Annotated in this window: 22 protein-coding genes; 4 read left to right on the forward strand and 18 right to left on the reverse strand. The window is 54.3% G+C overall.

Annotation, left to right across the window (positions count from 1 at the left end; genetic code table 11):
• Window positions 1-155: 155 nt before the first annotated feature.
• The 11 genes from AWJ19_RS23050 to AWJ19_RS23100 form a co-directional block, all read right to left on the reverse strand.
• The gene (locus tag AWJ19_RS23050) at window positions 156-2,006 is read right to left on the reverse strand and encodes a HEAT repeat domain-containing protein (RefSeq protein ID WP_068727396.1); all 1,851 of its coding nucleotides are present in this window, start codon (window positions 2,004-2,006) and stop codon (window positions 156-158) included.
• A gap of 56 nt (window positions 2,007-2,062) precedes the next feature.
• A complete protein-coding gene (locus AWJ19_RS23055) occupies window positions 2,063-3,499 on the reverse strand; it encodes an SWIM zinc finger family protein (protein ID WP_068727398.1) in 1,437 nt (478 codons plus the stop codon).
• Between the two features lie 290 nt (window positions 3,500-3,789).
• Window positions 3,790-4,392, reverse strand: a complete 603-nt coding sequence (locus AWJ19_RS23060) for a response regulator transcription factor (protein WP_068727400.1) — start codon at window positions 4,390-4,392, stop codon at window positions 3,790-3,792.
• A complete protein-coding gene (locus tag AWJ19_RS23065) occupies window positions 4,389-5,528 on the reverse strand; it encodes a sensor histidine kinase (protein WP_068727613.1) in 1,140 nt (379 codons plus the stop codon). The genes AWJ19_RS23060 and AWJ19_RS23065 overlap by 4 nt, the downstream gene beginning before the upstream one ends.
• Window positions 5,529-5,658: 130 nt before the next feature.
• A complete protein-coding gene (locus AWJ19_RS23070) occupies window positions 5,659-6,726 on the reverse strand; it encodes a fatty acid desaturase (protein WP_068727402.1) in 1,068 nt (355 codons plus the stop codon).
• A 254-nt stretch (window positions 6,727-6,980) separates the two neighbouring features.
• Complete coding sequence (locus AWJ19_RS23075) at window positions 6,981-8,585, reverse strand: response regulator (RefSeq protein WP_068727404.1); 1,605 nt, start codon at window positions 8,583-8,585, stop codon at window positions 6,981-6,983.
• A gap of 18 nt (window positions 8,586-8,603) precedes the next feature.
• Window positions 8,604-9,950: an extracellular solute-binding protein gene (locus AWJ19_RS23080; RefSeq protein WP_068727406.1), complete on the reverse strand. Its 1,347-nt coding sequence runs from the start codon at window positions 9,948-9,950 to the stop codon at window positions 8,604-8,606.
• Between the two features lie 35 nt (window positions 9,951-9,985).
• Complete coding sequence (locus tag AWJ19_RS23085; RefSeq protein ID WP_068727408.1) at window positions 9,986-11,710, reverse strand: sensor histidine kinase; 1,725 nt, start codon at window positions 11,708-11,710, stop codon at window positions 9,986-9,988.
• Window positions 11,711-11,858: 148 nt separating this feature from the next.
• Window positions 11,859-12,722: a carbohydrate ABC transporter permease gene (locus AWJ19_RS23090; protein ID WP_068727410.1), complete on the reverse strand. Its 864-nt coding sequence runs from the start codon at window positions 12,720-12,722 to the stop codon at window positions 11,859-11,861.
• Complete coding sequence (locus AWJ19_RS23095) at window positions 12,719-13,672, reverse strand: sugar ABC transporter permease (RefSeq protein ID WP_068727412.1); 954 nt, start codon at window positions 13,670-13,672, stop codon at window positions 12,719-12,721. The genes AWJ19_RS23090 and AWJ19_RS23095 overlap by 4 nt, the downstream gene beginning before the upstream one ends.
• Window positions 13,673-13,788: 116 nt before the next feature.
• The gene (locus tag AWJ19_RS23100) at window positions 13,789-15,147 is read right to left on the reverse strand and encodes an extracellular solute-binding protein (RefSeq protein ID WP_068727413.1); all 1,359 of its coding nucleotides are present in this window, start codon (window positions 15,145-15,147) and stop codon (window positions 13,789-13,791) included.
• A gap of 198 nt (window positions 15,148-15,345) precedes the next feature.
• Between AWJ19_RS23100 and AWJ19_RS23105 the strand changes: the two genes are divergently transcribed.
• Window positions 15,346-15,558: a hypothetical protein gene (locus AWJ19_RS23105; protein ID WP_068727415.1), complete on the forward strand. Its 213-nt coding sequence runs from the start codon at window positions 15,346-15,348 to the stop codon at window positions 15,556-15,558.
• 4 nt (window positions 15,559-15,562) lie between these two features.
• Window positions 15,563-15,868, forward strand: a complete 306-nt coding sequence (locus tag AWJ19_RS23110; RefSeq protein ID WP_068727417.1) for an HNH endonuclease signature motif containing protein — start codon at window positions 15,563-15,565, stop codon at window positions 15,866-15,868.
• A gap of 102 nt (window positions 15,869-15,970) precedes the next feature.
• Here the strand turns inward: AWJ19_RS23110 and AWJ19_RS35970 are convergent, their stop codons facing one another.
• Window positions 15,971-16,129: a hypothetical protein gene (locus AWJ19_RS35970; protein ID WP_198536625.1), complete on the reverse strand. Its 159-nt coding sequence runs from the start codon at window positions 16,127-16,129 to the stop codon at window positions 15,971-15,973.
• Between the two features lie 171 nt (window positions 16,130-16,300).
• Window positions 16,301-17,299, reverse strand: coding sequence for an aldo/keto reductase (locus tag AWJ19_RS23115; protein WP_068727418.1), 999 nt, complete (start codon window positions 17,297-17,299; stop codon window positions 16,301-16,303).
• A 126-nt stretch (window positions 17,300-17,425) separates the two neighbouring features.
• Between AWJ19_RS23115 and AWJ19_RS23120 the strand changes: the two genes are divergently transcribed.
• Window positions 17,426-18,097 carry a tetratricopeptide repeat protein gene (locus AWJ19_RS23120; protein WP_068727420.1) on the forward strand — a complete coding sequence of 224 codons (672 nt, stop codon included), beginning with the start codon at window positions 17,426-17,428 and terminating at the stop codon, window positions 18,095-18,097.
• Window positions 18,098-18,099: 2 nt separating this feature from the next.
• The gene (locus AWJ19_RS23125) at window positions 18,100-18,408 is read left to right on the forward strand and encodes a hypothetical protein (RefSeq protein WP_068727422.1); all 309 of its coding nucleotides are present in this window, start codon (window positions 18,100-18,102) and stop codon (window positions 18,406-18,408) included.
• Window positions 18,409-18,700: 292 nt separating this feature from the next.
• On the opposite strand, the gene AWJ19_RS23130 is transcribed toward AWJ19_RS23125, so the two are convergent.
• The 5 genes from AWJ19_RS23130 to AWJ19_RS23150 form a co-directional block, all read right to left on the reverse strand.
• Entirely contained in the window at window positions 18,701-19,582 is an 882-nt protein-coding gene (locus AWJ19_RS23130) for a carbohydrate ABC transporter permease (protein ID WP_068727425.1), read from the reverse strand.
• Window positions 19,579-20,457, reverse strand: coding sequence for a sugar ABC transporter permease (locus tag AWJ19_RS23135; RefSeq protein ID WP_068727426.1), 879 nt, complete (start codon window positions 20,455-20,457; stop codon window positions 19,579-19,581). Before AWJ19_RS23135 ends, AWJ19_RS23130 begins: the two co-directional genes overlap by 4 nt.
• Before the next feature lie 188 nt (window positions 20,458-20,645).
• Window positions 20,646-21,980 carry an extracellular solute-binding protein gene (locus AWJ19_RS23140; protein WP_068727428.1) on the reverse strand — a complete coding sequence of 445 codons (1,335 nt, stop codon included), beginning with the start codon at window positions 21,978-21,980 and terminating at the stop codon, window positions 20,646-20,648.
• Between the two features lie 173 nt (window positions 21,981-22,153).
• The gene (locus tag AWJ19_RS23145; protein ID WP_068727430.1) at window positions 22,154-23,725 is read right to left on the reverse strand and encodes a response regulator; all 1,572 of its coding nucleotides are present in this window, start codon (window positions 23,723-23,725) and stop codon (window positions 22,154-22,156) included.
• The gene (locus tag AWJ19_RS23150) at window positions 23,722-25,503 is read right to left on the reverse strand and encodes a histidine kinase (protein WP_068727435.1); all 1,782 of its coding nucleotides are present in this window, start codon (window positions 25,501-25,503) and stop codon (window positions 23,722-23,724) included. The genes AWJ19_RS23145 and AWJ19_RS23150 overlap by 4 nt, the downstream gene beginning before the upstream one ends.
• Window positions 25,504-25,560 lie beyond the last annotated feature (57 nt).

Raw genomic sequence — 25,560 nt, forward strand, 5'->3', positions numbered from 1 at the left:
CTATTTGGATCAAATTAAATGCCTTTTTCCCACTTAATGACGGCAAAATTTGAAATTACCCTGAATTAAGTGACGAAAATCTAATTAGGTTTCGCACCCGTCCACCAACGTCTAACACCTAACTCCCTAACTCCTGGCAACCGACTCCCGTCAGCCTATTGCCGGCTCCGCAGGTGACTAACCAGATACTCAAGCTGTGTCTTACTCTCGTAGCGGTATTTAGACAGGACTGTTTCAATCCGTCCTGCATAGCTGGCCGGGAAGTCAAGCATCAGCTCGAGCAAATAAAAATGGAATGAATACGGATTTTGGAATCTCTGCTGCTCCACCACAGAAATCAGCAGCTCCTGCCGCTCCGCTTCAGGAATCCCCGCGCGTTCTAGTCCCTTAAACAGGCTGGACACGAAATCAAAGTCTTTGCGATGCTTGCCTTCCCGGTTGAGCTTTGCAAGCAGATATTCCTGTACGCCTGAATGACCGGGGCGGGCAAGAGCAGCTGCCAGCTCGGGTGCATCCCGTTCGATCGCCCAGTCCAGCCACCGCGGGTCCCACTCAGCCGCAATCCGGTCCGGAGACAGCATCTCCCACACATACTGCTGGCGGCTTCCGGCATAATCCCAGGAGAGCTCATAAGTCACTCTTTCCGCATTCAGAATCTGCTCCTCCAGCGTATCCTGCAGTACCCGGTTGCGCGTGGCGGCATCTTTAGCCAGCCTCGCTTTCATCTTGTCGATTAGCGAGCCGCCGGCGAACTCATTGTAGAGCTCCTTGGCTGTAAGAAGCTGCTGCGCTGTGCGGAAGTAGTAGGACAGATAGCGGACGCTTTTCTTATCCAGCTCTCGCAGCAGCTCAAGTCCCTGCTCCGAAAGCGCAGTCTCCTCATACCGCGCCGCCCGGTCCAGCAGCTGCAGCCAGCCGAGTGCGGCAAACCGGTCATACTCCTCAATAATAAAGCGGTATATTTCATCCAGCTGCGGATTGCGGATATCAGCAAGGGCTATCAGGTAAGGCGAGATGACATTCCAGAGCGCCTCGTTCTTTTTGCTGTCTTTATGGTCAGCTGCAAGTGCCTCACGCAGTTCATCCATAAACTTCACTGACAGCCGTTCCCCCAGCGGGGCAGACGGCCATTTCGCCAGCGCATAGGCAGCCAGCTCCCGGTCCTTCTTCCCGGCAAAAGCCTCAAACAGCCGCTCCAGCCCCTCTGTGGAGCCGCCCTCCGCCAATGCCGTATATGCTGCTTCACGGATCGGCTTCTTCTTATCCGTAGTCCAATCGAGCAGTGCCTGAACATATTCCTCCTGACCGGCCAGACAGAGTATAGCTGCTGCCCGCACATCATCACTGCCGCTGCCGGCAGCCTTATAGATCTCTTCAAGCAGCTCCGGACGGCCTACCGCTTTGATTACGTGCAGCTTGCGGACTTCGCTTTTTCCGCCGGCGGGATTGAAGTGCTGAACCAGATAATCAGCTGCTGCCGGACCATAGGATGGCACAATCTTGTTCATGGCAAAGTCAGCAAGCTCCGCATAGGGATCGCCAAGCGCTCCGACGGCCAGCGGGAGCAGCCGTAGATCCTGGAACACTCCGTCTTTGAAAGCCTCAATTACCGTCTCATATCTGCCGCTCCCAGTCGTTGTCAACGCCTGGCGGACGGCGGCAATCTTTCTGGAGGAAACCCCGGTTTCAAGACCAAAAGCGCTGCCCCGAAGCTGGGCAGCTTCACCGCCGGATGGTGAGGTGCTGCCCTGCGTAAACAGAACCGATTCCAGCAGCAGGGTCAGATCCTGCAGCTGCACTGCCGAACTCTGACCTGCTGCAGCTTCTGTTGTGACCAGAGCCGAGATCCCTTCACCCAGCCGCTTGAACACTGCCGCCCGTTCGCCCAGCTGCTCGAACTGCGGCAGCAGCCGTTTCAGGCGGAAATCATCCGCAGCCAGATCGCTGCCCGCAATATATAGTCTTCTGACCTCCTGATGAAGCTCTTGCAATAATGCTGTACTCATGCGCGTCCCCCTAACGAGATAGTATGCAATGGCTATCTATTCAGACTTATAGTTAGTTAGAGCAGCCTTGTAATCCCTTCAGCATGAATGATGCCAAGCGGCTGGGCTGCGAGTCTGCCCCGGTCCATATCATGTTCAAACATGACCAGCAGGGTGCAATGTTCAAGGCAGACCGGCGGCAGAAACGGCAGCAGGCCGGTTGTGCCCTGGGACAGGGCGGGAACATCCTCCAGCACAAGCTGTCCCCCGGCTTCATCTGTTATCAGGTACTCGCCTTGATCGGTCTGACTGATACTTACCGCATGGAGCAGCAGTACCGGCTCCTTGTCACTCAGCGGATTCTTCAGCTGGTTCTTCACTTTCTTGACCGCCTCCGCAATGGAGCGGTGGGCATGAGCATGAACCTGATCCAGGTCTGCAGGTGTGACTGTTCTTGCAGTCATCCCTTCATAACGGACCCGCGGATTCATCTCGCCCGGATATTTATACAGCAGTGGCACTTCAGCCACTTCATAGAAGCTGTCTTCCTCACGCAGCAGCTTTGCTGCCTTGTACGGACGGTAATGCAATGTCTTATAAACGGCACCGGCGGACATATCCAGCCAGTACCCCTGATCCACGAATTCCTGGCGGGCCTTGTCGTCATAGCTGTAAAAAGCCAGCTGAAGCAGCTCCGCATTCTCCGCTGTCAGCCCGTATTCCTTCAGCTCGGACAGCTGCCAGGCATGGCCCAGCCATTCATCAATCGTTGATTCATGGTCAAGGGCCAGCTCGGGGTCCTCACTTCTGGCAGTCAGGTAGCTGCGGCCTTTCTTAATGAAGGCATGCAGCAGCGTCAGCTGCCGGACCGCATATGTATAGCCCTGTTCACGGTCCTCTCCTTTGCCGAGCAGCAGCGCAAACCGGCGCAGCTCAATCTGCGCACCGGACAGATAATAGTTGCCAAGCTGCTTAACATGCTCCTGCACGGTCTTGAGCGTCTTTGCGTCGATAGCAGACAAGCCGCCGCGGATCAGCGAGAGCACCAGCTTCTCCAGCAGGTCCAGCCCTTCAAGCTGGGCCGTGATTTTTTTCTTGAGCGCAGATTTATTAACCTTCTTCGGTTTGGCCGGGCTGCCTTCTGCAGCTTGCTTTACCTTGTTTTCTTCCCGTTTCTCCGCCTTCTCCCGTTTGGCTGCGATATCCTCCGGAACGGGTGCAGGAGTAAAGGTCTGGCCCTCCACATAGGCATACAACAATCCAAGGGCATGCTTGCAGGGAAACTGGCGGCTCGGGCAGGAGCACCGGAACACCGGGCTCTCAGGAGAAATGAAATCCACCGAGCATTCGTACGGCGTTTTGCCGCTGCCTGCGCATTGTCCGAACAGCAGCTCGCCGTTCTCGGTGCGGTGAAGCTGGATAAAGCTCTTTTTGCGCACCAGTCCCTGGCCGTTCTTGATGGCGGCGGTGTTCGGTGCTAAAGAATCGACATAGGATGAAGTAAGTTCAGGCAAAGCAGATACCTCCCGACATGTAAGCTGGTATAAGAGAACAAAATGGCAGAAATAAGCATACAACCTACATTACCCTTTGGGAGCAATAAGATCACATGTTTGCATTTATCTTAACAAAAATAAACTAAGCTTCCAATCTTACAGGCCCTATTATGGAAAAATTGGGAAATAGGAACTATACAGAGCAGCCGCCCCTTACTTCTCCCCAAAAAAATAGGACGGACCCACTAAGGTCCCTCCTTCTCCACAAACATAACGCCGACGCTCGCACGCTATAGTCTCTAAACATTTTATTTAAACCAGCCCTTTTCCTTGAAACGTGTTATCGCCTCAATCCGGTTGCCGACATCCAGCTTGTCCAGAATCACCGAAATATAGTTGCGGACGGTTCCCGTAGTGATATAGAGCTGGCTGGCGATTTCTTTTGTGTTTTTACCGTCAGCGATCAGGCCGAGCACTTCCTTCTCGCGCTGGGTCAGTGGATTGGCCTCACTGCTGTAGGCTTCATCCATCAGCTCCGGGGCATAGATCCGTCTGCCGGCCATGACACTGCGGATCGAAAGGGCAAGCTCCTCGCTGGGGCTGTCCTTGAGCAGATAGGCGTCCACACCGGCTTTTACAGCACGCTCAAAATAACCGGCCCGGGCGAACGTGGTCAGGATCATGATTTTACAGCCGGAGCCCTTCAGCGCTTCTGCTGCCTCCAGTCCTGTCATCGCCGGCATTTCAATGTCCATAATGCAGATGTCCGGCTTGTGCTGCTGCACCAGTCTGACCGCTTCTTCACCATTGCCTGCGCGGCCCACTACCTTCATGTCCTCCTCCAGATCAAGCAGTGAAGCAAGTGCGCCGAGCAGCATGCGCTGGTCTTCCGCAATCACGATATGAATCATCCTTCTTTCGCCTCCATTTCCAGTTGCCGGATTACTGTCGGTGCTTTAATGATAATGGTTGTACCATTAATATGTTGCATTTCCATACATCCGTTCACGAACTCCAGGCGTTCCTTCATCCCCTGGATGCCATGGCCTTTATAATTCAGATTAGCTGCGTCAAGCCCCTTCCCGTTATCAGATACTTTGATGACCAGTTCCGTTCGGGAGGGCTCAATCTGAATGCGGCACTGCGAGGCCCCGCTATGCTTGACTACATTCGTCACCGCTTCTTTAATGCACATACTGAGCACATTTTCCGTAATTAATGAGGTATTTTCCAGCTTCGGGCTGCCCTCCAGCTCAAATTCAATCTCCGCCGCCTGCAAAAGCTGCCTGATCCGCACCAGCTCATCTTCCAGCCGGATGCCCCGCATCTGGGTGATCATCTCCCGGACCTCTTTAAGGGCGCTTCTTGCTGTCTGCCTGACATCGTTAATTTCGATAATCGCCTGCGCAGGGTTTTTGTTGATCAGCTTGCCGGCCAGGTCGCTTTTGAGCCCGATCAGGGACAGCTTTTGGCCCAGTGTATCATGCAAATCCCGCGAAATCCGCTGCCGCTCCTCCATAATGACCAGTTCAGAGATCCTTTTGTTGGCATCCTCCAGCTGGCCTTGCAGCTTATCCTGGTTATTGCGGTTGTAGGTGGTAGCCGGCAGCAGCACTACAGCAATGATGCTGACGAGCACAAAGGGCAGCTGGGACAAGAACACCGGATTACGCGTGATCAGCTCGTAATTGATGGCCACAATCGTCGTCAGCAGGTGAATCGTGTACATCGTGAAGAAGCCCGCCCGGCTCTGGATATTACCGATAAAAAAGGCCAGAAAAAGTGCGAAATACATATACCCGAACATGAGCGTCATCGTAATTGAGACCACAATCTGCACACTCGTCCAGAAGTAGACCAGCCAGCCCCGGGATTTGAACGCAAGCACATAACAGGCAAAAAACAAAATAATCATGACAATACCGTACACCCACCGGTCCATCGAAGATGAACGGAAGATCGAGTAAAACGGAAGAATATAGAACACGACCCAGACGTAAGGGCTCAGACCCGTGCTTTTATGAAAAATATGATGCCATTTCTGCATATCCGCCATCCTTTTTGCCAGCAAGTTTGTACCCCCATTTTAGCATAATCCGCGGCAAAAAAGAGAAGAAGCGCACCCGCCGCCAATCTGCGTGTCTGCTTCCCCTCCTGACTCCTGCACCGGAAGCCTGCTATTTGGCCTGCAATCCGGTTTTTTGTATCTTCAGCCCTTCCACAGCAGGCAACGGCTGCCGCAAGCGGTCCTTGATTTCCTTAAAGCTGACAAACCCTTTATTCTGCTCATCCCACAGGCGGAACCGGAGCGCCTTCAGGCTTGTGCTGATGGTAATGGTCGTTGCTTTCTGCAGCGGAGGCGTGGCGTTGTGTGCCAGCTCCAGATTATAGTTAGGCACTTTGGGCGCCAGGTGATGGACATGATGAAAGCCGATGTTGCCGGTGATCCACTGCAGCAGCTTGGGCAGTTTATAATACGAGCTTCCTTCTACGGCAGCCATAACATAGCTCCACTCCTCTTCATGCTCAAAAAAAGTATCCTCAAACTGATGCTGCACATAGAACAGCCAGATGCCCAGGAAACCTGATACGAACACGATCGGCAGCTGCACCAGCAGAAACGCCTGCCAGCCTACAAGCCAGATCATCCCCGCATACAGCGCCACAATCAGCACATTCGTCAGATACGTATTCATCCGCTCCTGGCGCCTGGCGCTTTTTACGTTAAAACGGTACTGGATCAGGAACACGGCAATGGGGCCTGCGCCGAACATGACCAGCGGATTGCGGTAGATCCGGTACCAGAGGCGCTGCAGCGGCTTGGCGGCAATGTACTCATCCACAGTCATGATCCAAATATCGCCGATGCCCCGCTTATCGAGGTTGCTGCTGCCGGCGTGATGGATCGAATGGCTTCTTTTCCACTGGCGGTAAGGGACAAGGGTCAGCACACCGGTGATCGTTCCAAGAATATCATTCGCTTTGCGGTTTTTGAAGAACGAGCCATGGCAGCAGTCATGAAAAATAATAAAGGTGCGGATGACAAAGCCTGCAGCCGGTATGGCAAACAGCAGGGTAAGCCAGTAAGATACGGATAGGCTGAAATAAGCAGCCGCCCATAACAGGAACAGCGGGCCAAGTGTATTAAACATCTGGTTTATGCTTCTATTACGGTCATTTTTTTCAAAAGGGGCCACGCTTTTCTTCAGGCTGGAGAGCTGGGATGACGTGCTGCTCTTGGACATCTGTAGGTTCCTCCTTGTATGTGTGCGCTCAAGTCTGCATTTATTTACCTTATTATAGTGAAGGAAGTGTCATGTCCGTAAGGCATAAACATCAAGGAGCGGGTATGACATTTATCATACTCCATCAAGCCGGTTTGATTAACGTTAAAATAAAAAAGCCGCAGCTCCCGGACGGTGTTCCCCTCCAAGACAGCTGCAGCTGCATACTTTACCTTTTATTCACATTTTATTTTGAGCACTTACCGATACCCTGCTCAGCCTTCACCCGCCAGCCTCATCATCTCTTCCCGGTATTCCGTCGGCGTCTTCCCTGTTGCCTTCTTGAACACCTGGGTGAAATATTTCGGGTCCTGGTAGCCGACTAGCGGTGCCACCTGGTATACCTTGACACTGCTGTTCTGCAGAATATATTTCGCTTTCTCCATCCGGCAGTGGGTTACAAATTCGAGGAAGGTATAGCCGGACACCTGCTTGAACAGGGTGCAGAAATGGCTGATGCTCAGATCCGCCACCTCCGCCACTTCCTCGATGCTCAGGTCCTTATGGTAGTTGTCCTCGATGTATCTTTTGACTTTGTCGACTACACTGCGGCCGTCATCCCGCGCCGCCTGTCTGCTGCCTTCCTGCATCCAGTCCCGGAAATCCTGCTTGAGCACATTGATGACGCCCGTCAGTGTCCCCAGGCCCTGCAGCTTACCCATCAGCCCTTCCAGCGACCATTCCGCCTGCAGGCCCATCTGCTCGAACTGCCTGTACAGGACGACGACCAGTTCAATAATTACCCGCTGGGCCAGCTCCTTGGTCAGCGACTGAGCTTCAATGAAGCAGGCCATCTCATCGAACAGCAGCAGCATCCGCTCCAGATTCAGCGTACGGATGCTCTCGATCAGCGAGAGCTCCAGTTCCTTGGGATACTGGACCTCGTGTTCCCCGGCTTCCGGTGTCTCCTCTTCGATGAATACACCTGCCTCACCGGAATAAAAGCGCCGGTACAGCGCTTTGGCAGCGAGCGGATAAACGGTGCTGAGCTGGTCAATGCCCTGTGTACTGCGGCTGATCCCTACAGAGCAGTGCAGCTTGGAGTAACGCTTGATATCCGCGACAAGCCGCTCGCCGAGCTCCTTCCTGACCGTACCCAGACTTCCGGGGAACAGCAGCACCCATTCGCCGTTGTAGAAAGGAAAAATCGATAAGGCGCCGTTCTCCAGCGACCATTCCTCCAGGATGTTGCGGATCGCAAACAGCCACAGATGCTTCTCCTCTGCGCTCCATTTGGCCGTAAGGGAGGCATAGTCGTCCAGCCTCACCACCGCCATAAAATACTCGCGCTCCAGCTCACTGTTCTCCAGCCATTTCAAATGCTGCAGCGGACGGGGATTGCCGAGCGTGAACTCGGCGAACATCCGCTCCCTCGCCAGCATGGACAGCATCTGTACCGAATGCATCAGCTGTTCATTCTCCTTCTGGCGGTCCAGCTTCACCCGCGCCCGGGTAAGCATATCCGTCAGCTCGTCATGATCAATCGGCTTAAGCAGGTAGTCAAAGGCTCCAAGCCGCAGGGCATCCCGGGCATATTCAAATTCCCCGTAGCCGCTGATAAATATAAACAATAGCTTCGGATTCTTCGGAAGCAGCTCCTTCATTAATGCGATACCGTCAATTACCGGCATCCGGATGTCGCTGATCACGATCTGCGGCGAGGTTTCCTCGATCAGCCGCAGCGCGGCTTCCCCGTTGCGGGCTTCACCGGCAATCGTCAGGCCCAGCTCCTCCCATGGAATAGCCACCTTTAAGCTGCGCAGAATAATCGGCTCATCATCCACCAGCAGCACTTTGTATTGTTCTTGCCGTGCACCCACTTCCCGCACCTCCCAGATTTATTGTACAGCCGAACTCTGTATAAGATTCCAGTACTGCTCCGACGCGGACTGCAGCTGCTGCAGGGCCTCCTCCGCCGCCAAGCCGCCGTCAATCATTTCTTCGATCACACTGAGGAAGGTCTTCTTCACTTCAGGCGACAGCAGGTTGTCATAAGGCACAAAGCTCTGGCGGTCCTTGGCCATAATCCCCATCACCTGCGCGAACACTGGTCCGGTCTTCTCAGGGTCAAAATCAATCCGCATCGAAGGAATTCTTAGCCCCTCATAAACAATCCGCGTCTGGATCTCCTTCGTATAGAAGGCTTTCATCAGCTCCAGCGCCGCTTCACGCTTCGCCCCCGTAAGACTTGAGGACAAGCCGATGCCAATTGTATAACCTCCGGCTATGGAGGGCTCTGTTCCCTGGGCCAGCGACGGGAACGGGATGACTCCGACCTCATTCTCGAAGCCTTCAGGAGCCGTCTCTCCGGTGAACAGGTTAATGTCCCAGTTCCCGTTCAGATACATTGCGGCTTCGCCGCTGCTGAACATGCGGACCGCATTTTCGGGGGAAGTATCATTCGAGTCTGCGCTGAATGCCCCTTCACCGATCCACTTTTCCAGATGGCTGAACGCTTCCAGATATGCCTTATTCACGAAGGCAGCGCCGTCTTTGCCTGTAACCAGCTTCTGGATCAGGTCGGGTCCGGCATAGCGGTCCATCAGATAATGGGCAAAAATACCGGCCGGCCAGCGGTCCTCATTGCCAAGCGCAAACGGGGTAATTCCCGCCTGCTTCAGCTGCCGGATCGCCTCATCCAGCTCGCTGACTGTTTCCGGCGGTTTGATGCCGAGCTTTTGGAATAAGGTCTTGTTATAATACAGCGGCTCGGCATTCCCTTCGATCGGCAGCCCGTAAATATGCCGGTCAAAGGTCCACAGGTGCAGGTCGCTGAACTGGTTGCGCAGCCCGTTATCCTGTACGAAGCCGGTCAGGTCCATCAGCCGGTTGGACCTTGCATAAGGCTCAATCTCTGCGCCGCCGAACAGCACGAACATGTCAGGCGGAGTGCCGGTAACCATTTCGCTTTTGAGCTTTTGCTCGCGGTGAATCGTCTGATCCAGCCCTTCAAAGTTCACCTTCACGTTCGGATGATCCTTCTGATACTCCTGAACGACTTCCTCAAAGATGGCCAGCAGCGGCCGGTCATGCTCCTTCATCCAGAAATGGCGGAAGGTAAGTGTTATTTTCTCCGGAGAATTATCTTCAATCGGCTCCTTATTGCCAAACGAAATAAATAATACCGCTCCGGCCATCAATGCTATATAGAGCAGAATCCAGCCCCATTTGGTTAACCATCTCACCGCATTACTCCCCGCTTTCATCCTGTTTAGGTGCTTCATGGCTGTATGGTCGGAATCCGGATACAGATCGTCGAACCGAATCCCGGAGAAGAACAGACCATAATACCGTAAGGATGGCCAAACCGGATATTCAGGCGCTCATGCACATTCCGCAGCCCGACACCGCTGTCCGCGTATTTCTTGGGGTTGCTGTGCTCCGTGTCCCACAGGCTCATCAGGGTAGAGAGGTCAAAGCCGGGCCCGTTATCCTTTACGATAATAATGATATCCTTGCTGCTGCGCTGTGCGCTTATCGTAATCTCCCCGTGCTCCTCCATCTGTTCGATGGCGTGATAGAGCGCATTCTCGACAATCGGCTGGACAATCAGCTTCTGGGTCATCACCTGCCTGAGCGTATCCGGAAGGTCGATCCGGTAGCTGAATTTATCCTCGAACCGGAACTTCTGAATGTCCAGATAATGCCGGACATGCTCAAGCTCCATCTGCAGCGGAATCAGCTCCTGGTTCTGGCTGATGCTGATGCGCAGCAGCTTGCCGAGTGAAACGACCATCTTGCTGATATCGCGGTTGCCCGCAAGCACGGCCATCGAGTTGATTGATTCCAGTGAGTTATAGATAAAATGCGGGTTGATCTGGGCCATCAGCGCCTGCATTTCCGCTTCCTTCTTGCGCCCCTGTTCGGTCTGCACCTGCTGGATCAGCTCACTGATCTGCGAGCTCATCCGGTTGAAGCCGTCGATCAGCAGGTCGCTCTCATCATCTGACCGCAGCGGTGTGGTAATCGGCATAAAAATGCCCTGTTTCACCCGCTTCATCCCGTTGACCGCACTGTTGATGCTGCGCACAAGCCTTCTGACGAAGTAGTGATCAAACAAAAAGGCGGACAACAGTGAAACCGTTCCCAGAATAATCGCCAGATTACGGATCGAATCGGACTCCGAGGAGATCAGATTCATCGGGGTAATCGCCGCAAGATACCAGTCTGAATTATGTGAAGGCAGGAAAGTAATCAGAGATTTCTCCCCCTGATAGTTGTCAATGTAATAGTCCTGGCTCTTGGTATAATCTGCCTGCAGAAAAGGAAACTCCGTCCGCTGCCCGATATGCTCCCCGGACTTGTTGAAGACGATATTACCCTGCTTGTTGACCAGCAGTATATCTCCTTTCTTCAGCGTTGCCGCCTCCCAGAAAATCTGGTCCAAAAGATCCGGTTTGACGTATACGACCAAATATCCGATATCCTCCAGAGAGTAATAGTCTTTAATGACTCTGGCCTGCACCAGCACCGGGTTACCCGCTGCCTCCGAGCCGTTCTCCCCCGGGCCTGACCAGACCGGGCGGCCTTCGGCGCCTTCCATGGCGCCATACCACACCTGCTTACGCATATCGGCGAAGGACATAGGCGCATTGTACTGGTACAGCAGCCGGTCTTTGCCGTAGAGGCTGAAGGAGGTGATCATCGGGTGATTGATCAGCAGATTGTTGATCTCCTGCTTGCGGTCATAGGTCAGCACAAAATTCGGCTGCTTCAGCGACTGCTGGATGGCAGGCTGCGTAATGGCCGAATTCGTAATGGATGATATCTCGCTGAGTGCGAATTTTAGTTTGCGGTCGGTCTCAAGTAATGAGATCCAGTAAAAGCTGCTCGATTTCTTCTCCATTGCATTTGAAAAGTTCACGTATGTCACAATTCCCATGACAATAACGGGAATGAATACGAGAAGAATAATAGCGAACAGAATTTTGCGTCTTAGCTTCATTGCCGTTACCTTCCCCCTGCTGTCTTCAGCCGGACTCAAGCAAAACGGGTGCCGCCCCTGACTGCAAGGACGGCACTGCCGCTTCTGCCTCCTCTACTATTCTTCACGTATGGTGCGGTTTCCTGTTAACCGCTTTGGGTAAAGCGGATTAGCTCTTGATAGCGCCTGAGGTCAGGCCGGCGATAACCCAGCGGCTGAACAGCAGGAATACAATCAGCAACGGCAGCGTCGCCGTAAAGGTAGCGGACATGATCATTCCATAGTCAAGACCGTCACGGGTTGTAAAGAGCTGCTGAAGCGCAATCTGGATGGTATAGTGCTCTTTGTTCTTCAGCACAACGAGCGGCCAGAAGAAGTCATTCCACACGGTCATGAAGTTAAGAATACCGAGTGTCGCCATAGCTGGCGTAATAACCGGCACCGCGATATTCCAGAAAATCCGGAAGTGGCCGCCGCCGTCGATCCGCCCCGCTTCAATCAGCTCGGTCGGCACCGCAGACGAAATATACTGGCGCATCCAGAAGATCCCGAACGCATTGACCATCGCCGGCACAATCAGCGCCTTGTAGCTGTCGATCCAGTGCAGTTTAGCCATGATAACATAAGTCGGAAGCACACCCAGCTGCTGCGGTACAATCAGGGTGGCGATAACAAATACGAACAGCGCGTTTTTAAACGGGAATTCATATTTGGCAAAAGCGTAACCGGCCAGTGTACAGAAAAAGACGACCGAAACGGTTACCATCGAGGATACAAACAGCGAGTTGCCGAGCGCCTGGAAGAAATCCGCTTTTTCCAGTACTCGCTTGAAATTGTCGAAGAATTGGTCGCCGACCGTCAACAGCGGCGGTACATGGAAAACAGCCCCTTTGTCGTTGGTGCCGACTACAAACATCCAGTAGAAAGGGAATACGGAGACCAGCGCCCCGAGGATAAGCAGGAAATAAAAGCCCAGCTTGCCGAAGAAGCCAAGATCATCCGGTTTTTTTCTGAACATACGCAGTGTACTCATGCTTTCTTGCCTCCAGTGTCTCCGCCTGTGCCTCTGGAAATCAGCATGTTAAGGATGGAGAAGAGAATAGTGACGATGAACAGCATAACCGCTGTTGCCGCCGCTGTACCGAAGAAGCCGTTACGGAACGCTTCACTGTACAGGTAAGTAACCATGGTAATCCCTTCCTGGCGGGTGGAGCCGGTTCCAGCCTGGCCAAGGAATACATAAGGCTCTGTGAACAGCTGTAAGGCACCGATCGTTGACTGGAGGGATACAAAAATAATGAAAGGCTTGAGCAGCGGCAGCGTAATCGAGAACAGCTGCTGTCTGCGGTTGGCGCCGTCAATGCGGGCGGATTCATACAGGTCCATCGGAATACTCTGCAGTCCGGACAGGAATATAATGGCGTTGTAGCCCGTCCAGCGCCACATAACCATAGTGGAGATGGCAATTTTGACACCCCACCAGCCGGAGTTGAAGGCAACACTTTCAAGCCCGAGGCCGTTCAGCATCCAGTTGATCATCCCGTTATTTCCGAACAGGGTGCTGAATACGAGCGTAACGGCCACAATGGACGTAATATTCGGCATGAAATAAAGAATACGGAATGTCTTTTTAAATTTGGTCATTCCTGAATGCAGCAGTACGGCCAGCAGCAGCGCCAGCATAACCTGGGGAACAGTCCCCATCAGGCCCATAATGAGCGTGTTGCTGAAGGAAATCCAAAAGGTCGGGTCACTGGTGACCAGATCATAGTTTTTGAAGCCGACGAATTTCATCGGGTTGAGTGCATCCCATTTGAAGAAGGATAAATAGAAGGTAAAAAAGATCGGGTATAGTCCGAATATCGAGAACAGAATAAAGAACGGTGAGATAAAGGTATAGGCCGTAATACGGCTCCGTCTTTGTTCAGTTAAAAAAGGGCGTTTGCTCTCGGCATGCGGACTCGTAATTACGGGTTCTGCCATGTCACACCTCCAGGATAATTAAGAAAGCTCCATTTCCGAAGAATCCGGATTCCCGGGGGCTGCCTGCCCTCTCAGGAATCCGGATGTCCGGTTCATATCACGCTTCTGCTTGGAGTCTAGCTGCGTTCAGCCAGAGTCTTCGCCTGTTTTACAGCTTCATCCCACTCTTTTGCAGGGTCGGCTTTCTTCTCGATTACGTTCTTGAGCGCATTCTTGAAGAAGGTATCGGTCTGGTCATGCAGCGGTCCGTAGTATACCGGTTTAACGCGGTTAGCCGCTTTACCGAATTCCACTGCAGTCTGCTGTCCGCCGAAGAAATCATCCTTGAAGTCTACGAATGCAGGATCTTCATACAGTGCAGGGATTGAAGGCATCAGACCTTTGGTCTTGAAGGATTCCAGCTGATTGTCCTTGTTAACCATCCACTGGATGAAATCATAAGCTTCTTTCGGGTGTTTGCCTTCTTTAGGCAGGGTGATGAACGATCCGCCCCAGTTTCCGGCACCTTCAGGCAGCTGGGCAATTTTCCATTTGCCGGCCGAATCCGGTGCATTACTCTTGATATTGCCGGCCATCCAGGCAGGTCCCATGACTACGGCGAACGAGCCGTCGCTCATGCCTTGGCCCCATTCAGGCGACCACAGCAGGTAGTTGCTGATCCAGCCCTCCTGGATGCCTTTTACCGTGAAATCATAAGCCTTCTTAACCTGCGGATTTGTGTCGCCGATGAACTTCCCGTCAGCCTTGCTGAAGTAGATTTCATCAGCCGACTGGTCGCGCAGAGCGTTGTAAGTCAAGTCAGTCAAGTCGGAGAAGTACTTGCCGGTTTTGTCTTTGTAGGCCTTGGCTACAGCAGCAAACTTGTCCCAGGTATCGATCGCCGCGCTGAAGCCTTCAGGATCGCTAGGCAGTCCGGCTGCTTCAGCCAGATCTGTGCGGTAGTAGACAACTGTCGGCCCGATATCTGTCGGAAGTCCGAGCTGGAAGCTGCCATCGATGGAGGAAGCCTGCTTCCATTTCCAGTCCAGATAGTTAGCCTGGATGTCTTTGGCGCCAAGGTCGTTCAGATTGTAGAATTTGTCCTGGGCACTGATGAAACGCTCCATGAAACCGATTTCAAGTTGGAAAATATCAGGTGCTCCGGAGCCTGCGGACAGAGCGGTTGTCAGGTTGTTGTGATGGGCAGTCTGGTCACCGGTATTCTGGATTTTAATAGTGACATTCGGATGCTCCTTGGTATACTCGTTCGCCAGCTCTTCATAGTTGACGTTACCGAGTGTCCAGAAGGACAGCTCCACTTTTTCAGCCGGTTCTGATGTGGCTGCATCTGTAGCTGGTGCATTTGTACTTGCTGCGTTGTTACCCGCATTTTCCTTGCCCGCATTGTTCTCTGCGTTGTTGCCTCCGCATGCTGCCAGTGATCCAACGAGCATTACGGACGCAAGTGCAAGCGCCAGGTTCTTTCCTGTTTTCATTCCTCTGTACCCCTCTCAAAGGTTTCTCTTACAAGACTTAGTGTACCGTAGGAGAACTCTTTTGCAGAGGAGGCAAACTTCCGATTTATGGTTGAAATACTTACGATTCAGGCCAGCCCGGATTGGATTTATCGCCCCTCGGCAGGTATACTGGTTGTATTTCAGGTTCATATTCACTGCTAAAAGGAGAATGCTCTTATGCCTATCAACCGCCCGCTGTACACCGACAGCGACCTGCAGGAAGCGATTGACCGCAAGCTGCCGGTACGGGTCTTTGAAGATGATCATCTGGTGAACTCGGGGGCAACCGTTGTCCGTTTCACCGATTCCGATGTCATCATCCAGTCGCGGGTCAGCGACCTAACCTATTACTCGCGCCGCACCTGCCAGTTTTTTGAAGTCAGAGGCTAGGACGATGAAAGGACAGCCCTCCGGCACCTGTGAATTGTGCGGACGTTCTCCCCTGGCTACAACGGTCCATCATCTGGTCCCCCGGGAAAAAGGCGGTGCCCTGCAGCCGACCGCACTGCTGTGCAAAGCCTGCCACCGGCAAATCCACGCACTCTATACGAATGAGGATCTGGTGACACTTGGACTGACTACCCTTCCAGCCCTGCAGCAGGATTCTCAGATCGCTTCCTATCTGAAGTGGATCGTCAAACAGGCTCCGGGAGCAGAACCCAAGCTTCGCAAGTCACAACGTGTCCGCGGGAAACGCTGACTACAGATACAGCAAAGAAGCCGGGCCCTGCTATTACAGCAGAAGTCCGGCTTCTATTTTCATTACATCAGATAGACTGTGATAAGGGGATTATTCTCCAGGTTACCGCTTTAACAGGTTCGAGTTGTTAAGCTTTTCGTTAAGGATATCCTGAAAGCTTTGCGTTTTATCTTCGCTTCTGGTCTGCTTGTGCTCGGTGACCGGGTGAGGTCTAAAAAATTGATGATTGTAAGCCATAAGATTATGTACTGCCATATTCATAATGGTTCAGCCTCCTTCCGAAATCTACACCCTTGCACGGATGCGAATCAACTTATGGTTTATATAACCCAATGCAACCATTCTCAAACCCTTTTTTTGCATATTTTTTGCATAAATAATAAAAAAAATAGCTTCAGGCCCTGAATCAGGCCTAAAGCTATTTCATCAAAGCTATTTCAAAGCTGCCCATGAAGCATCATCCAGCTGCTGCAATTCACGGCTGTCCAGTCTGAATCCCATTGCTCCGATATTCTCACGGGCATGGCGGACTTTAGACGCTCCGGGAATGGCGACAACTGTCTCGCCGTGGAAGTGAATCAGCCAATTCAAGGCAATCTGGCCGTGTGTAACCCCGTATTTTCCGGCAAGTGTCCCAAGCAAGTCAATCAGCGGCCTGCTGCGGGCAATGCCCTTCTCATCCAGTCCGGACTGCATCCGTCTGATCAGGGACAGCTTGCTGATCTGGGCCGGATCGTTATGGAACCGCCCGGTCAGTACCCCCTGCTGCAGCGGGGAGTACGCAATAATGGAAATGCCCAGCTCCTTCGCGGCAGCCATCGTCCCGCTCTGGTCAATACTCCGGTGAAGCAGGTTGTATTTGACCTGATTGGACACCAGCTCCAGACCATGCTGCTGCAGAAGCCCGTGTGCTTTGACCATCTGGCTGGCCGAGTAATTGCTGACTCCGACATAACGGATTTTTCCGGCCTTGACCAGCCCGGCCATCGCCTTCATCTCACTGTCAATCGACGACAGCGAGAACGGCTGATGAATCTGGTATAAATCAATCTGCCTTCCGCCCAGACAGCGGATCCGTTCATCAATGGTGGCTGGTATGGATCCGGCCGTCCGGAACAGCGGCCACCATTTGGTTGCGATCAGCGGCTCCGCATGTGGGCTGCCCTCGAGCCTCAGCTGATCCAATACAGCTGCCAGAGCCTGCTCGGACTTGCCTCCCCCGTATATTTCAGCCGTATCCACCCAGTTCATGCCGCCTTCCAGACTTACCCGGACAATCTCCAGGATATCGGCATCCTCCAGATTGCTCCAGTACTTGCCTACGATTCCGCTGCCCCGGCTGAACTGCCAGCAGCCCAGCCCCAGCGGTGACACGGACAGCTCAGATTGTCCCAGCTTACGCAAAGGAATTACGGGTGTGACTGTACTCATGGCTCATCCTTCTTTCCAAAAAATTCGGAGTTAGTAAAAATGAATAATATGGTATAATTACCCTGCTCTGCAGGTTAGATGTTAAGTGAACGCTGACCGGAGTTACAACTTATTCGGAGGGACTTCATGTTTAAAATTCTGGGCTTTTTGTTTCTTGCACAATTTTTAGGTAATCCTTTTCTGGCCTTGATTGTTCTGTTCCTGATCCTGTATGTTCTGGACCGCCGGTATGTAGGCATCCTGCCCAGCATAGCCAAGCCCTTCCGCCGGAGCCGGCAGATGTCCAGACTGCGGACAACCATTTCCCTTAATCCCAACGATGTCTCCTCCAAATTCGAGCTGGCCCGCCTGCTCATTGAACGCAAGCGTTACAGCGAGGCCAAAGAGCTGCTCCTTAATATCGCAGACCGGTACGAGCAATCTGCGGAATATTGGGTTGAGCTCGGCTATGCAAATCTGAAGCTCGGAATGCTGCCGGAGGGCGAAGCCCAGATGCTGCAGGGGCTGGAGATTAACCGCCGGGCACAATATGGCCAGCCTTTTCTCCGCCTGGCCGAGATCTTCCGGAGTGTTGATCAGGACAAAGCGCTGCACTATGTAAGCCAGTTCCAGGAGATCCACACTTCGTCCAGCGAAGCCTATTATCTGGCCGGCTCGATGTACAAGGCTCTCGGCAGAAATGACGAGGCCAGACGGGCTTTTGAAGAGTCCATAGCCATTTACCGCTCGCTGCCTAAATACAAGAAACGCCAGGAACGCGGCTGGGCACTGCGCAGCTATTTTGCAAAGATGCGTTAAGGGTGCACCCGAAGGAAAAGCCCGTACGCGGCTCATTTGATGCGGCGGGAGCGCTGCTGCTCGGCATCGGCACGACCGGCATGCTGCTGTTCCTGACTACGCTGTCCTGGATTGCGCTGGATGCAGGGACGGCAGGCCCCGCGCTTGTCTGCGCTTATGATCCGCACCGTCTCCGATCCGTACGTCTTCCCGCCGGCCAGCCCGATCCAGCGGAAACATTCCTCCGCCGTGCCGGCGGTGACCCGCTCGATCCGGAACGCCTGCCTGGCGGATTCCACCACAGCCGCGGGCCGCTCAATGGCGGCGAGTGATTCATACAGGCATGCCTCCCATCGTAGATATATAGCCCAATATTACACAACGGGAGCGATCCTGTCGCCCCTGTTGTGTAATATTTTTCGTTTATCCGGTTGTGTTCATCCGCATCAAACTTCAGGCACGCCGCCGTACCATTCGTTGATTCCCTGCCGCCTCTCCGCACCGCGATAGCGCAACGGCTTGTTGACCTCCGCCTGAATAATATCCGCCCAATGCAAACAAGGCGGCTTGCTTCCCGTTAAGTACGGTAAGCAGGCCGCCTTATTGTATTTGGATATGCTGCGCTCAGCCCTTTACGGCCCCCGCCACCATCCCTTTCATAATCGAATTCTGGAACAGCAGATAAATGATGATGGTCGGAATCACCGCAATCGACATCGCCGCCATCGTCAGGCTGTAGTCCGTGCCGTAACCGTCCGAGAACAGCGACAGGCTGAGCGGCAGCGTCTTTAGCGCCTGATCGTTAATGAACACGAGCGCGAAGGCGAAATCGTTCCAGAACCGCAGGAATCCGAGAATAGACACGGTCGCCATGGCCGGAACCGCCAGCGGGACGATAATCCGGAAGAAAATGCCCCAGTAACCGTTGCCGTCGATCATCGCCGCTTCCTCAAGCTCTTTCGGGAAGGCGGTCAGATAGGCGGCTACGACGAAGATTGCGACGGGAAGCTCGAAGGCGGTGTACGGAAGAATCAGAGACGCGTATGTGTCCAGGATGCCGATATTTTTCATCAGAATAAACAAGGGCACCAGCGTGCTGTGAATCGGGATCAGCATGCCGAGCACGAATAGCATCATGACCAGTCCCTTCAGCCGGAACTGCAGACGGGACAAAATAAACGCGGTAAGTGTTCCGAGAAACAGCGTCAGCGCCAGGGAGCCGACCGACACAATGATCGAATTCAGAAAAGCGGAGCCGATGCCGCCGATCTCCCACGCCCGCGTATAGTTGCTGAACTGCCACTCCGAAGGGAGCGCGAACGGACTGCCGAAGAAGTCCTGATTCGATTTGAAGGAGCTGATAAACAGCCAGAGCAGGGGATACAAGGTCAGCAGCGCATAGATGAGGAGAACGGGGTTCAGGATCCACGCCCCGCTGAACTTCAGCGTCCGGGCCTGTCTTTCGGCCGGGCGTTCCGTCAAGCTGCCGGTAGCGATCGTCTTCATTCCATCCCCCGTTTCCGCATGAGCAGCTGGCTGCCTAGCACCAGAATCATGCTGATGATAATAATTAAGGTAGAAACCGCCGACCCGTAACCGTAGCGGAAGATTTCAAAGGTGTTGTTGTACATATAGGTGGCGAGAAGCTCGGTGGACTGCGCAGGCCCTCCGCCCGTCATGACGAAGATCAGATCGAATGCCTTCAGACTGCCCGAAATGCACAGCACGATAGCGACCTTAATGGTGTCCCAAATCATCGGGATGACGATCAGATACAGCCACCTTCCTTTGACCGCGCCGTCGATTTTGGCGGCTTCCTCGATTTCCGAGGGGATGTTCTGAATGGCGGACAGAAAAATAATCAGATAAGGGCCGATGTTGGCCCAAATGACCGGGGCGCTGACCGAATACATGTTAATGCCGGGGTCGCCCAGCCAGTCCCGGATCCAGGATCCGAGCCCCATACTGTCCAGCAGCACGTTCAAAATACCGATTTGCGGATGATAAATGTATCCCCAGATCAGCCCGATCACCACGGTAGAGACGACCATCGGCATAAACACGGCCGAGCGGACAAACCGGTGAAACCGGGTGCTTTTTCTAAGAATCATGGATAACAGGAGCGCGATCGGCAGCTGTCCGAGAATGGAAGCCACGACGATGATCATATTGTTCTTCAGCGCCCGCCAGAATACGGGGTCCTGAAGCGCTTCGGCATAATTGTCGAAGCCGAGAAAGCTGGCTGCGCCGATGCCCTTCCAGTCGAAAAACCCGTAATATGCGGACCAGACAATCGGAACGATGACAAAGACCAGGTAAACGGTCAAGGCGGGCAGCAGCCCGATTGCAATAAAGCCTCTGAGACGGTTCGTGAATGCCATAGCCGGCCTCCTTTGCTAGCCTTGCAGAATGGATAAGAGAGATAAGGGGAAACGATCAGGCGATCCGCCTTTCCCTTGCGGGCAGAAGATACGGACGCTATATGTGCTCAGATCCGGTTGTCGCCCTGTAAAAAGGTCCTCCGCCGGCTATCAGGCGGCGGAGGACGCCCAAACCTTTATGAAGGCGATTATTGGCCGAGCTCGCGGGCCTGGGCCTCCTGAATCTTCTTCGCGATATCCTCCGGATTGCCGCCCATAGAGATTTCCTGCAGGCCGTTGTTCACCGCTTCCGTAGCCGAGGAGGTCAGGTAAGCGTCGTATACCGGCGTCAGCTTCACAGATTTATAGAGATTGAACGCCTTGTAGAACAGCGGCATCACCTTGGTCTGATCCGGCTCCACGTTGTACGTCACGATAGAGTTGCTGTTTGCAATTGCTTCCATAGCTTCCGGTCCGCTGACGGTATAAATCAGGTCCAGCGCAGCCTTCAGCTGATCGCCTTCCACATGCTTGCTGAGCGCGAGACCGCCGCCCGAGCCGCCGGACATGGAGTTCGGATCGCCTTTGCCTCCGGGTACGGAAGGAAGAATTGTTACATCGACCTGATTCAGCTGCTCCTCGGTGCCGGAAGCGGCCATGTTCGTCAAGGCCCACGCGCCGTCGATCATCATGGCGGCTTTGCCCTCAATGAAGTACTGCTCCATCTGCGTGTTGTCGAGACTGTTGAAGCCGGTCTGGAACGCCTTTGCGTCGGCCAGCTCTTTAAAGAGGCTCAGCGCCTGCACGAATTCGGGATCGGTGAATTTCGCTCCATCCTGGGCGACGGCCTTCTTGAACCATTCGGTGCCGGTCACCCGGTCCGCAAGCGACGAGATGATGCTGGACTGGGCCAGCCAGGAGGCCTTGTTCCCGAGCGAGATCGGGGTAATCTTGTTATCGTTGAACGTCTTCACCGCGGTCATCATTTCATCCCATGTGGTCGGAACCTTGACGTTATATTGTTCGAACAGGGATTTGTTATAGAACAGGAAGGAGGTCGCCGAGCCGCTCAGCGGAGTCGCATATACCTGACCGTCAAAAGACAGCGTGTCCAGCGAGCCCGGGATAAAGTTGTTTTTCCATTCGGGATATTGATCGAGCAGCGGTGTGATCGGCTGGATCAGTCCGCCGTCGTAGAATTCTTTAATGGAAGTTCCGGACTGGGTAAAGAACACGTCCGGCATTTCGTCGGCCGCAGCCACGGTCTTCAGGCGCTGGCGGTAGCCGTCGGGAGGAATGGCTTGAGCATCCAGCTCAATCTCCGGGTGCTCCGTTTTGAACTTGTCAATCTGGGCGCGGACCGCCTGGGCCCGAAGATCGTCCCCGGAGAAGTTATGCCAGATGGACAGCTTGATCTTGGGGGATGCCGCATCGGCCGTATTCCCCTCCGCTCCGGTGTTCTCTGTACCGCCTTGCCCGCAGGCCGCAAGCAGCAGCGACAGCGCCGCCGCAGAGGCGGTGATTGCCAGTGGTTTCTTTTTCATCTTCAAGCCCTCCTCGTTTCTGTTGGTATGTTCAGTATAGGCGCTGAAGGACGGGTCAAAAAGGTGACATTCTACAGGTTCAGGGTAGACAAAATTCAGTTTATGGGAGGAAAGAGGACATTTCGTTCGGATATAAAGCGTTTCCTTTGAATATATCACTTCGATGTGTTAGATTATATGTCATTTGACTGGCGGAATTCGGATGGGGTAAGCCCGGTTGATTTTTTAAACTGCTGGCTAAAATATTTCACATCTTCATACCCCACCTCCCCCGCCACCTCGCTGATCTTTTTCCGGGTCGTCATCAGCAGACTTCCCGCGCGGCTCATCCGCTCCCGGGTCACAAATTCCATGTATCCCTGACCGGTCTCCCGTTTAAAGACCTCACTGAAATGATTGGGGTTCAGATGCACAAAGCCGGCGACCTGCTGCAAACTGAGCTGCTGGTTAAGATGGCTGCGGATGTAAGCTATGGCCCGCTGGATATACGAATACCGGCCTTCGCCCGCTTCGCGGTGGAACTCGTTCATGACGGACAGCAGAAGCCGGAACACCTCATCCTCCAGCCTGACCCCCGGCTCGAAGCTCAAAGAGGGTGAGCCGCCCGTCTCCTGCCCCCGGCCGTCCCGGTTCCGCTCCAGCCACCGCTGTGCGACAATGACGACCGACTGCAGATAGGCCCGCAGCGTTGCCGGCGTCGTCTCCGGATCCTCAAGCTGCTCGCTTACGACCCGCCGGGTCCAGGCGTGAAGCTGCGGCGTATGATGCTGAATAAGCAGGCCCAAGAGCTCCTGCTCTTCCTTCTCTGAACACACTGACCGGCCGCCCCGGCGGCGCTCGATATCTCCGATCTCGTAAAATCCCCGGTCCCCGAACAGAACCCGGTAGGCGAATACTTTCTCCGCTTCCTCATAGGACCGCCCAAGCTCGCCCAAGGCGCTTACCCTGCTGCCGGCGGCGGCAAACAGCTCGCATTTCAGCATTTCCTCCACCCGGCCCAGGGCTTTCGCAAGCGCCGCTCTGCCCGCCCGGTCCGCCTCGGACCTCAGCACTGCGACAATCGTCCGGTTCCGGCGCAGCGTCACGCACGGAAGCAGCTCCTGCAGCCGGTTCTCCGCGCTGCCGAGCATCAGCTCGTCAAACCGCTCGTCTCCCCAGCCCGATGCCCCGATCAGTAGCACCCGTACCTGACCCGTTGTTGAGCCGGGGGTCTCCGACTCGGGAATCACGCCGGCTTCCCGTAGCCATTGTCTTACCGGCTCGGGAACCGTTCCGCCCGTGCCGGCTCCTGCTCTGCCTGTCAGCCATTCCTCCATCATCCGCTGCCGCAGCGCCGCCGCCTGGGCCGCTCCCTGCTTCGCCGACTCCCGCTTCGCCGTCAGGTTCTGCTGCGCCTTCATAACCGCCTTGATCACCTCTTCCGGCCCGCTCGTCTTCAGCAGATAATCAGTCACGCCCTGGCGCAGCGCCTGCTGGGCATAACCGAAATCATCATAGCCGGTCAGGATGATGATTTCGGCATCCGGCAGCCGCCGATTGATCTCCCCGGCGAGCTCAATCCCGTCCATGCCGGACATACGAATATCCGTCAGCACGATGTCCGGCTGCTCCGCCGGAATCCGCTCCAGCGCTTCCTCGGCCGATTCCGCCGGCGGAAGCAGCATCATGCCCAGCTCTCCCCAGTCAATGACGGTGCACAGCCCCGTCCTGATGATCGCTTCGTCGTCAATGATCAGTATGTTCAAGACAATCCCTCCGTCGCCTCAGGTATGGTAAAGGAAATACGCGTGCCGCTGCCCGGCCCGCTTTCGATATGAAGTCCCGTGCCCCGTCCGTAGTGCAGCAGGAGCCGCCGGTGCACGCTTCCGAGTCCGTACCCGGACTTGGACGAGTCCGCGCCTCGTCCCTCTTCTGCGTCTGCGGCTTCCGCCTTCAGCAACATGCGGCGAAGGGAATTCAGCTTCTCCGCGTCCATACCGATGCCGGTATCCTCTACGGTAAAGGACATCCCGCCCTGCTTCAGCTCGCCATAGACGTATACGCTGCCCTTGCCCTGTTTTTTCTGCAGGCCGTGCATGATGCTGTTCTCGATCAACGGCTGCAGCAGCAGCTTCAGCATTATCCGCCCCTGCATGTCCGGCTCGATCAGAAATGTGGAGTCGAATTTGCCCGGAAAGCGCTTGGACATAATGCTCACATAGTTCTGGGCATGGGCCACCTCCTGTCCGACGGAGCAGAATTCCTTGCCGTCGTTCAGGCTGAACCGCAGAAAATCGCCGAGCGCCCCCACCATCTCCGCCACCTGCCGGTCCTTGTTCATCAGGGCGGTCCAGTGAATGGAGGATAAGGTATTGTACAGAAAATGCGGGTTGATCTGCGCCTGAAGCGCCCGGATATCCGCTTCTTTCTTCTTGGCTTCGTTCAGCTGAAGCTGGCTCTTCAGCCGCTCAATCCGGCCGCCGAGCTGATTGTAGCTGTGCAGGACCATCCCGATCTCATCAGTCGACCGAACCTCGAACTGCTCGACCGGATCGCCGGGCCTGACGTCTCTCAGCTTGCGGGCAAGCTTCGTCAGCGGCCGGGTCACCCATGCCGTAAAATAGAGCGAGAGCGCTCCCGCGAGCGCAGCGGCTACACCGATCGCGATGGCCGTCAGCGTCAGCACGTATTTGTTCTGGGCGGTATAAATCCGGGTCGGGATGACGCCGACCAGCTTCCAGTTCAGGCTGGGCAGCGTATAGTAGAGCAGTGTATTGCTCTCCCCTTCCCGCGCTACCGTTAGCACCCCTTCGGTCCCTTTCATCGCTGTAACTCCCGGTAGGACCGATTGGAGCGGCTGGTTCAGGCCCTCGCCGGTCTGCGAGGACATAATTTTGTTCTCCTGGTTGACGAGCCAGATCCACCCGCTCTCATTCCATGCCGCGTCCTGAAGCATCTTCTGCACTTCATCCACGTTAACGCTGACTGACAGTTCGCCGAGCGGTTGAAACTTCTCGGTGCTGCGGATCGGGCGGACGAGCGAGAACACCCGCTTCATCCCGTCGTCGGTCGTCTGGTTCTCATATAACGGCGTCCACCATTTTTTATCCGGGTCATAAGCATCCGCGTTGGATTCCAGCAGCCGCGGCAGCCCGGAATGCAGTATGGTCGTGTTGGACAAGGTCGGATAACCCCGGTCGGAGGTGATGGTAATGTTAGAAATATATGCCTTGGAAGAGGCCAGATTCAGCAGGAAAGCGACGTTTTGCGAGTACAGGGAGATGTCCCCCTGCGCACTGCCCAGATAGGATTGGATGCTGCGCTGGCCGATGATGAATACCGACATGTTCTCCGCGTCGCTGATGATGAAATCCAGTTTGTCCGAGATTTGCCGGAGGGTGTTCATGCCGGACTGCTTCTCGATTTTCTCCGTCAGGTTGGACGCGATCCGGTAAGACACGGCCCCGGCGCCAAGAAGCGGGAGCGCGATCGCCGCGATCAGCAGCAGCGACAGCTTCCCCTTCAATGATTGTTTGATTCCCATGATGACCGCCCTCCCTGCTAACATTCTTCACATTGTAACTCAATCCGCCCGGATGGT

The sequence above is a fragment of the Paenibacillus sp. DMB5 genome (assembly GCF_001517085.1).
Classification (GTDB): domain Bacteria; phylum Bacillota; class Bacilli; order Paenibacillales; family Paenibacillaceae; genus Paenibacillus_AQ.

Coding starts and splice junctions, on each gene's coding strand:
- AWJ19_RS23135 (WP_068727426.1), bottom strand. CDS start 20,457: ATGGCATTCACGAACCGTCTCAGAGGCTTTATTGCAATCGGGCTGCTG.
- AWJ19_RS35970 (WP_198536625.1), bottom strand. CDS start 16,129: ATGAATATGGCAGTACATAATCTTATGGCTTACAATCATCAATTTTTT.
- AWJ19_RS23100 (WP_068727413.1), bottom strand. CDS start 15,147: ATGAAAACAGGAAAGAACCTGGCGCTTGCACTTGCGTCCGTAATGCTC.
- AWJ19_RS23070 (WP_068727402.1), bottom strand. CDS start 6,726: ATGTCCAAGAGCAGCACGTCATCCCAGCTCTCCAGCCTGAAGAAAAGC.
- AWJ19_RS23085 (WP_068727408.1), bottom strand. CDS start 11,710: ATGAAGCTAAGACGCAAAATTCTGTTCGCTATTATTCTTCTCGTATTC.
- AWJ19_RS23110 (WP_068727417.1), top strand. CDS start 15,563: ATGAAAGGACAGCCCTCCGGCACCTGTGAATTGTGCGGACGTTCTCCC.
- AWJ19_RS23095 (WP_068727412.1), bottom strand. CDS start 13,672: ATGGCAGAACCCGTAATTACGAGTCCGCATGCCGAGAGCAAACGCCCT.
- AWJ19_RS23090 (WP_068727410.1), bottom strand. CDS start 12,722: ATGAGTACACTGCGTATGTTCAGAAAAAAACCGGATGATCTTGGCTTC.
- AWJ19_RS23150 (WP_068727435.1), bottom strand. CDS start 25,503: ATGGGAATCAAACAATCATTGAAGGGGAAGCTGTCGCTGCTGCTGATC.
- AWJ19_RS23120 (WP_068727420.1), top strand. CDS start 17,426: ATGTTTAAAATTCTGGGCTTTTTGTTTCTTGCACAATTTTTAGGTAAT.
- AWJ19_RS23130 (WP_068727425.1), bottom strand. CDS start 19,582: ATGAAGACGATCGCTACCGGCAGCTTGACGGAACGCCCGGCCGAAAGA.
- AWJ19_RS23050 (WP_068727396.1), bottom strand. CDS start 2,006: ATGAGTACAGCATTATTGCAAGAGCTTCATCAGGAGGTCAGAAGACTA.
- AWJ19_RS23105 (WP_068727415.1), top strand. CDS start 15,346: ATGCCTATCAACCGCCCGCTGTACACCGACAGCGACCTGCAGGAAGCG.
- AWJ19_RS23065 (WP_068727613.1), bottom strand. CDS start 5,528: ATGCAGAAATGGCATCATATTTTTCATAAAAGCACGGGTCTGAGCCCT.
- AWJ19_RS23140 (WP_068727428.1), bottom strand. CDS start 21,980: ATGAAAAAGAAACCACTGGCAATCACCGCCTCTGCGGCGGCGCTGTCG.
- AWJ19_RS23060 (WP_068727400.1), bottom strand. CDS start 4,392: ATGATTCATATCGTGATTGCGGAAGACCAGCGCATGCTGCTCGGCGCA.
- AWJ19_RS23115 (WP_068727418.1), bottom strand. CDS start 17,299: ATGAGTACAGTCACACCCGTAATTCCTTTGCGTAAGCTGGGACAATCT.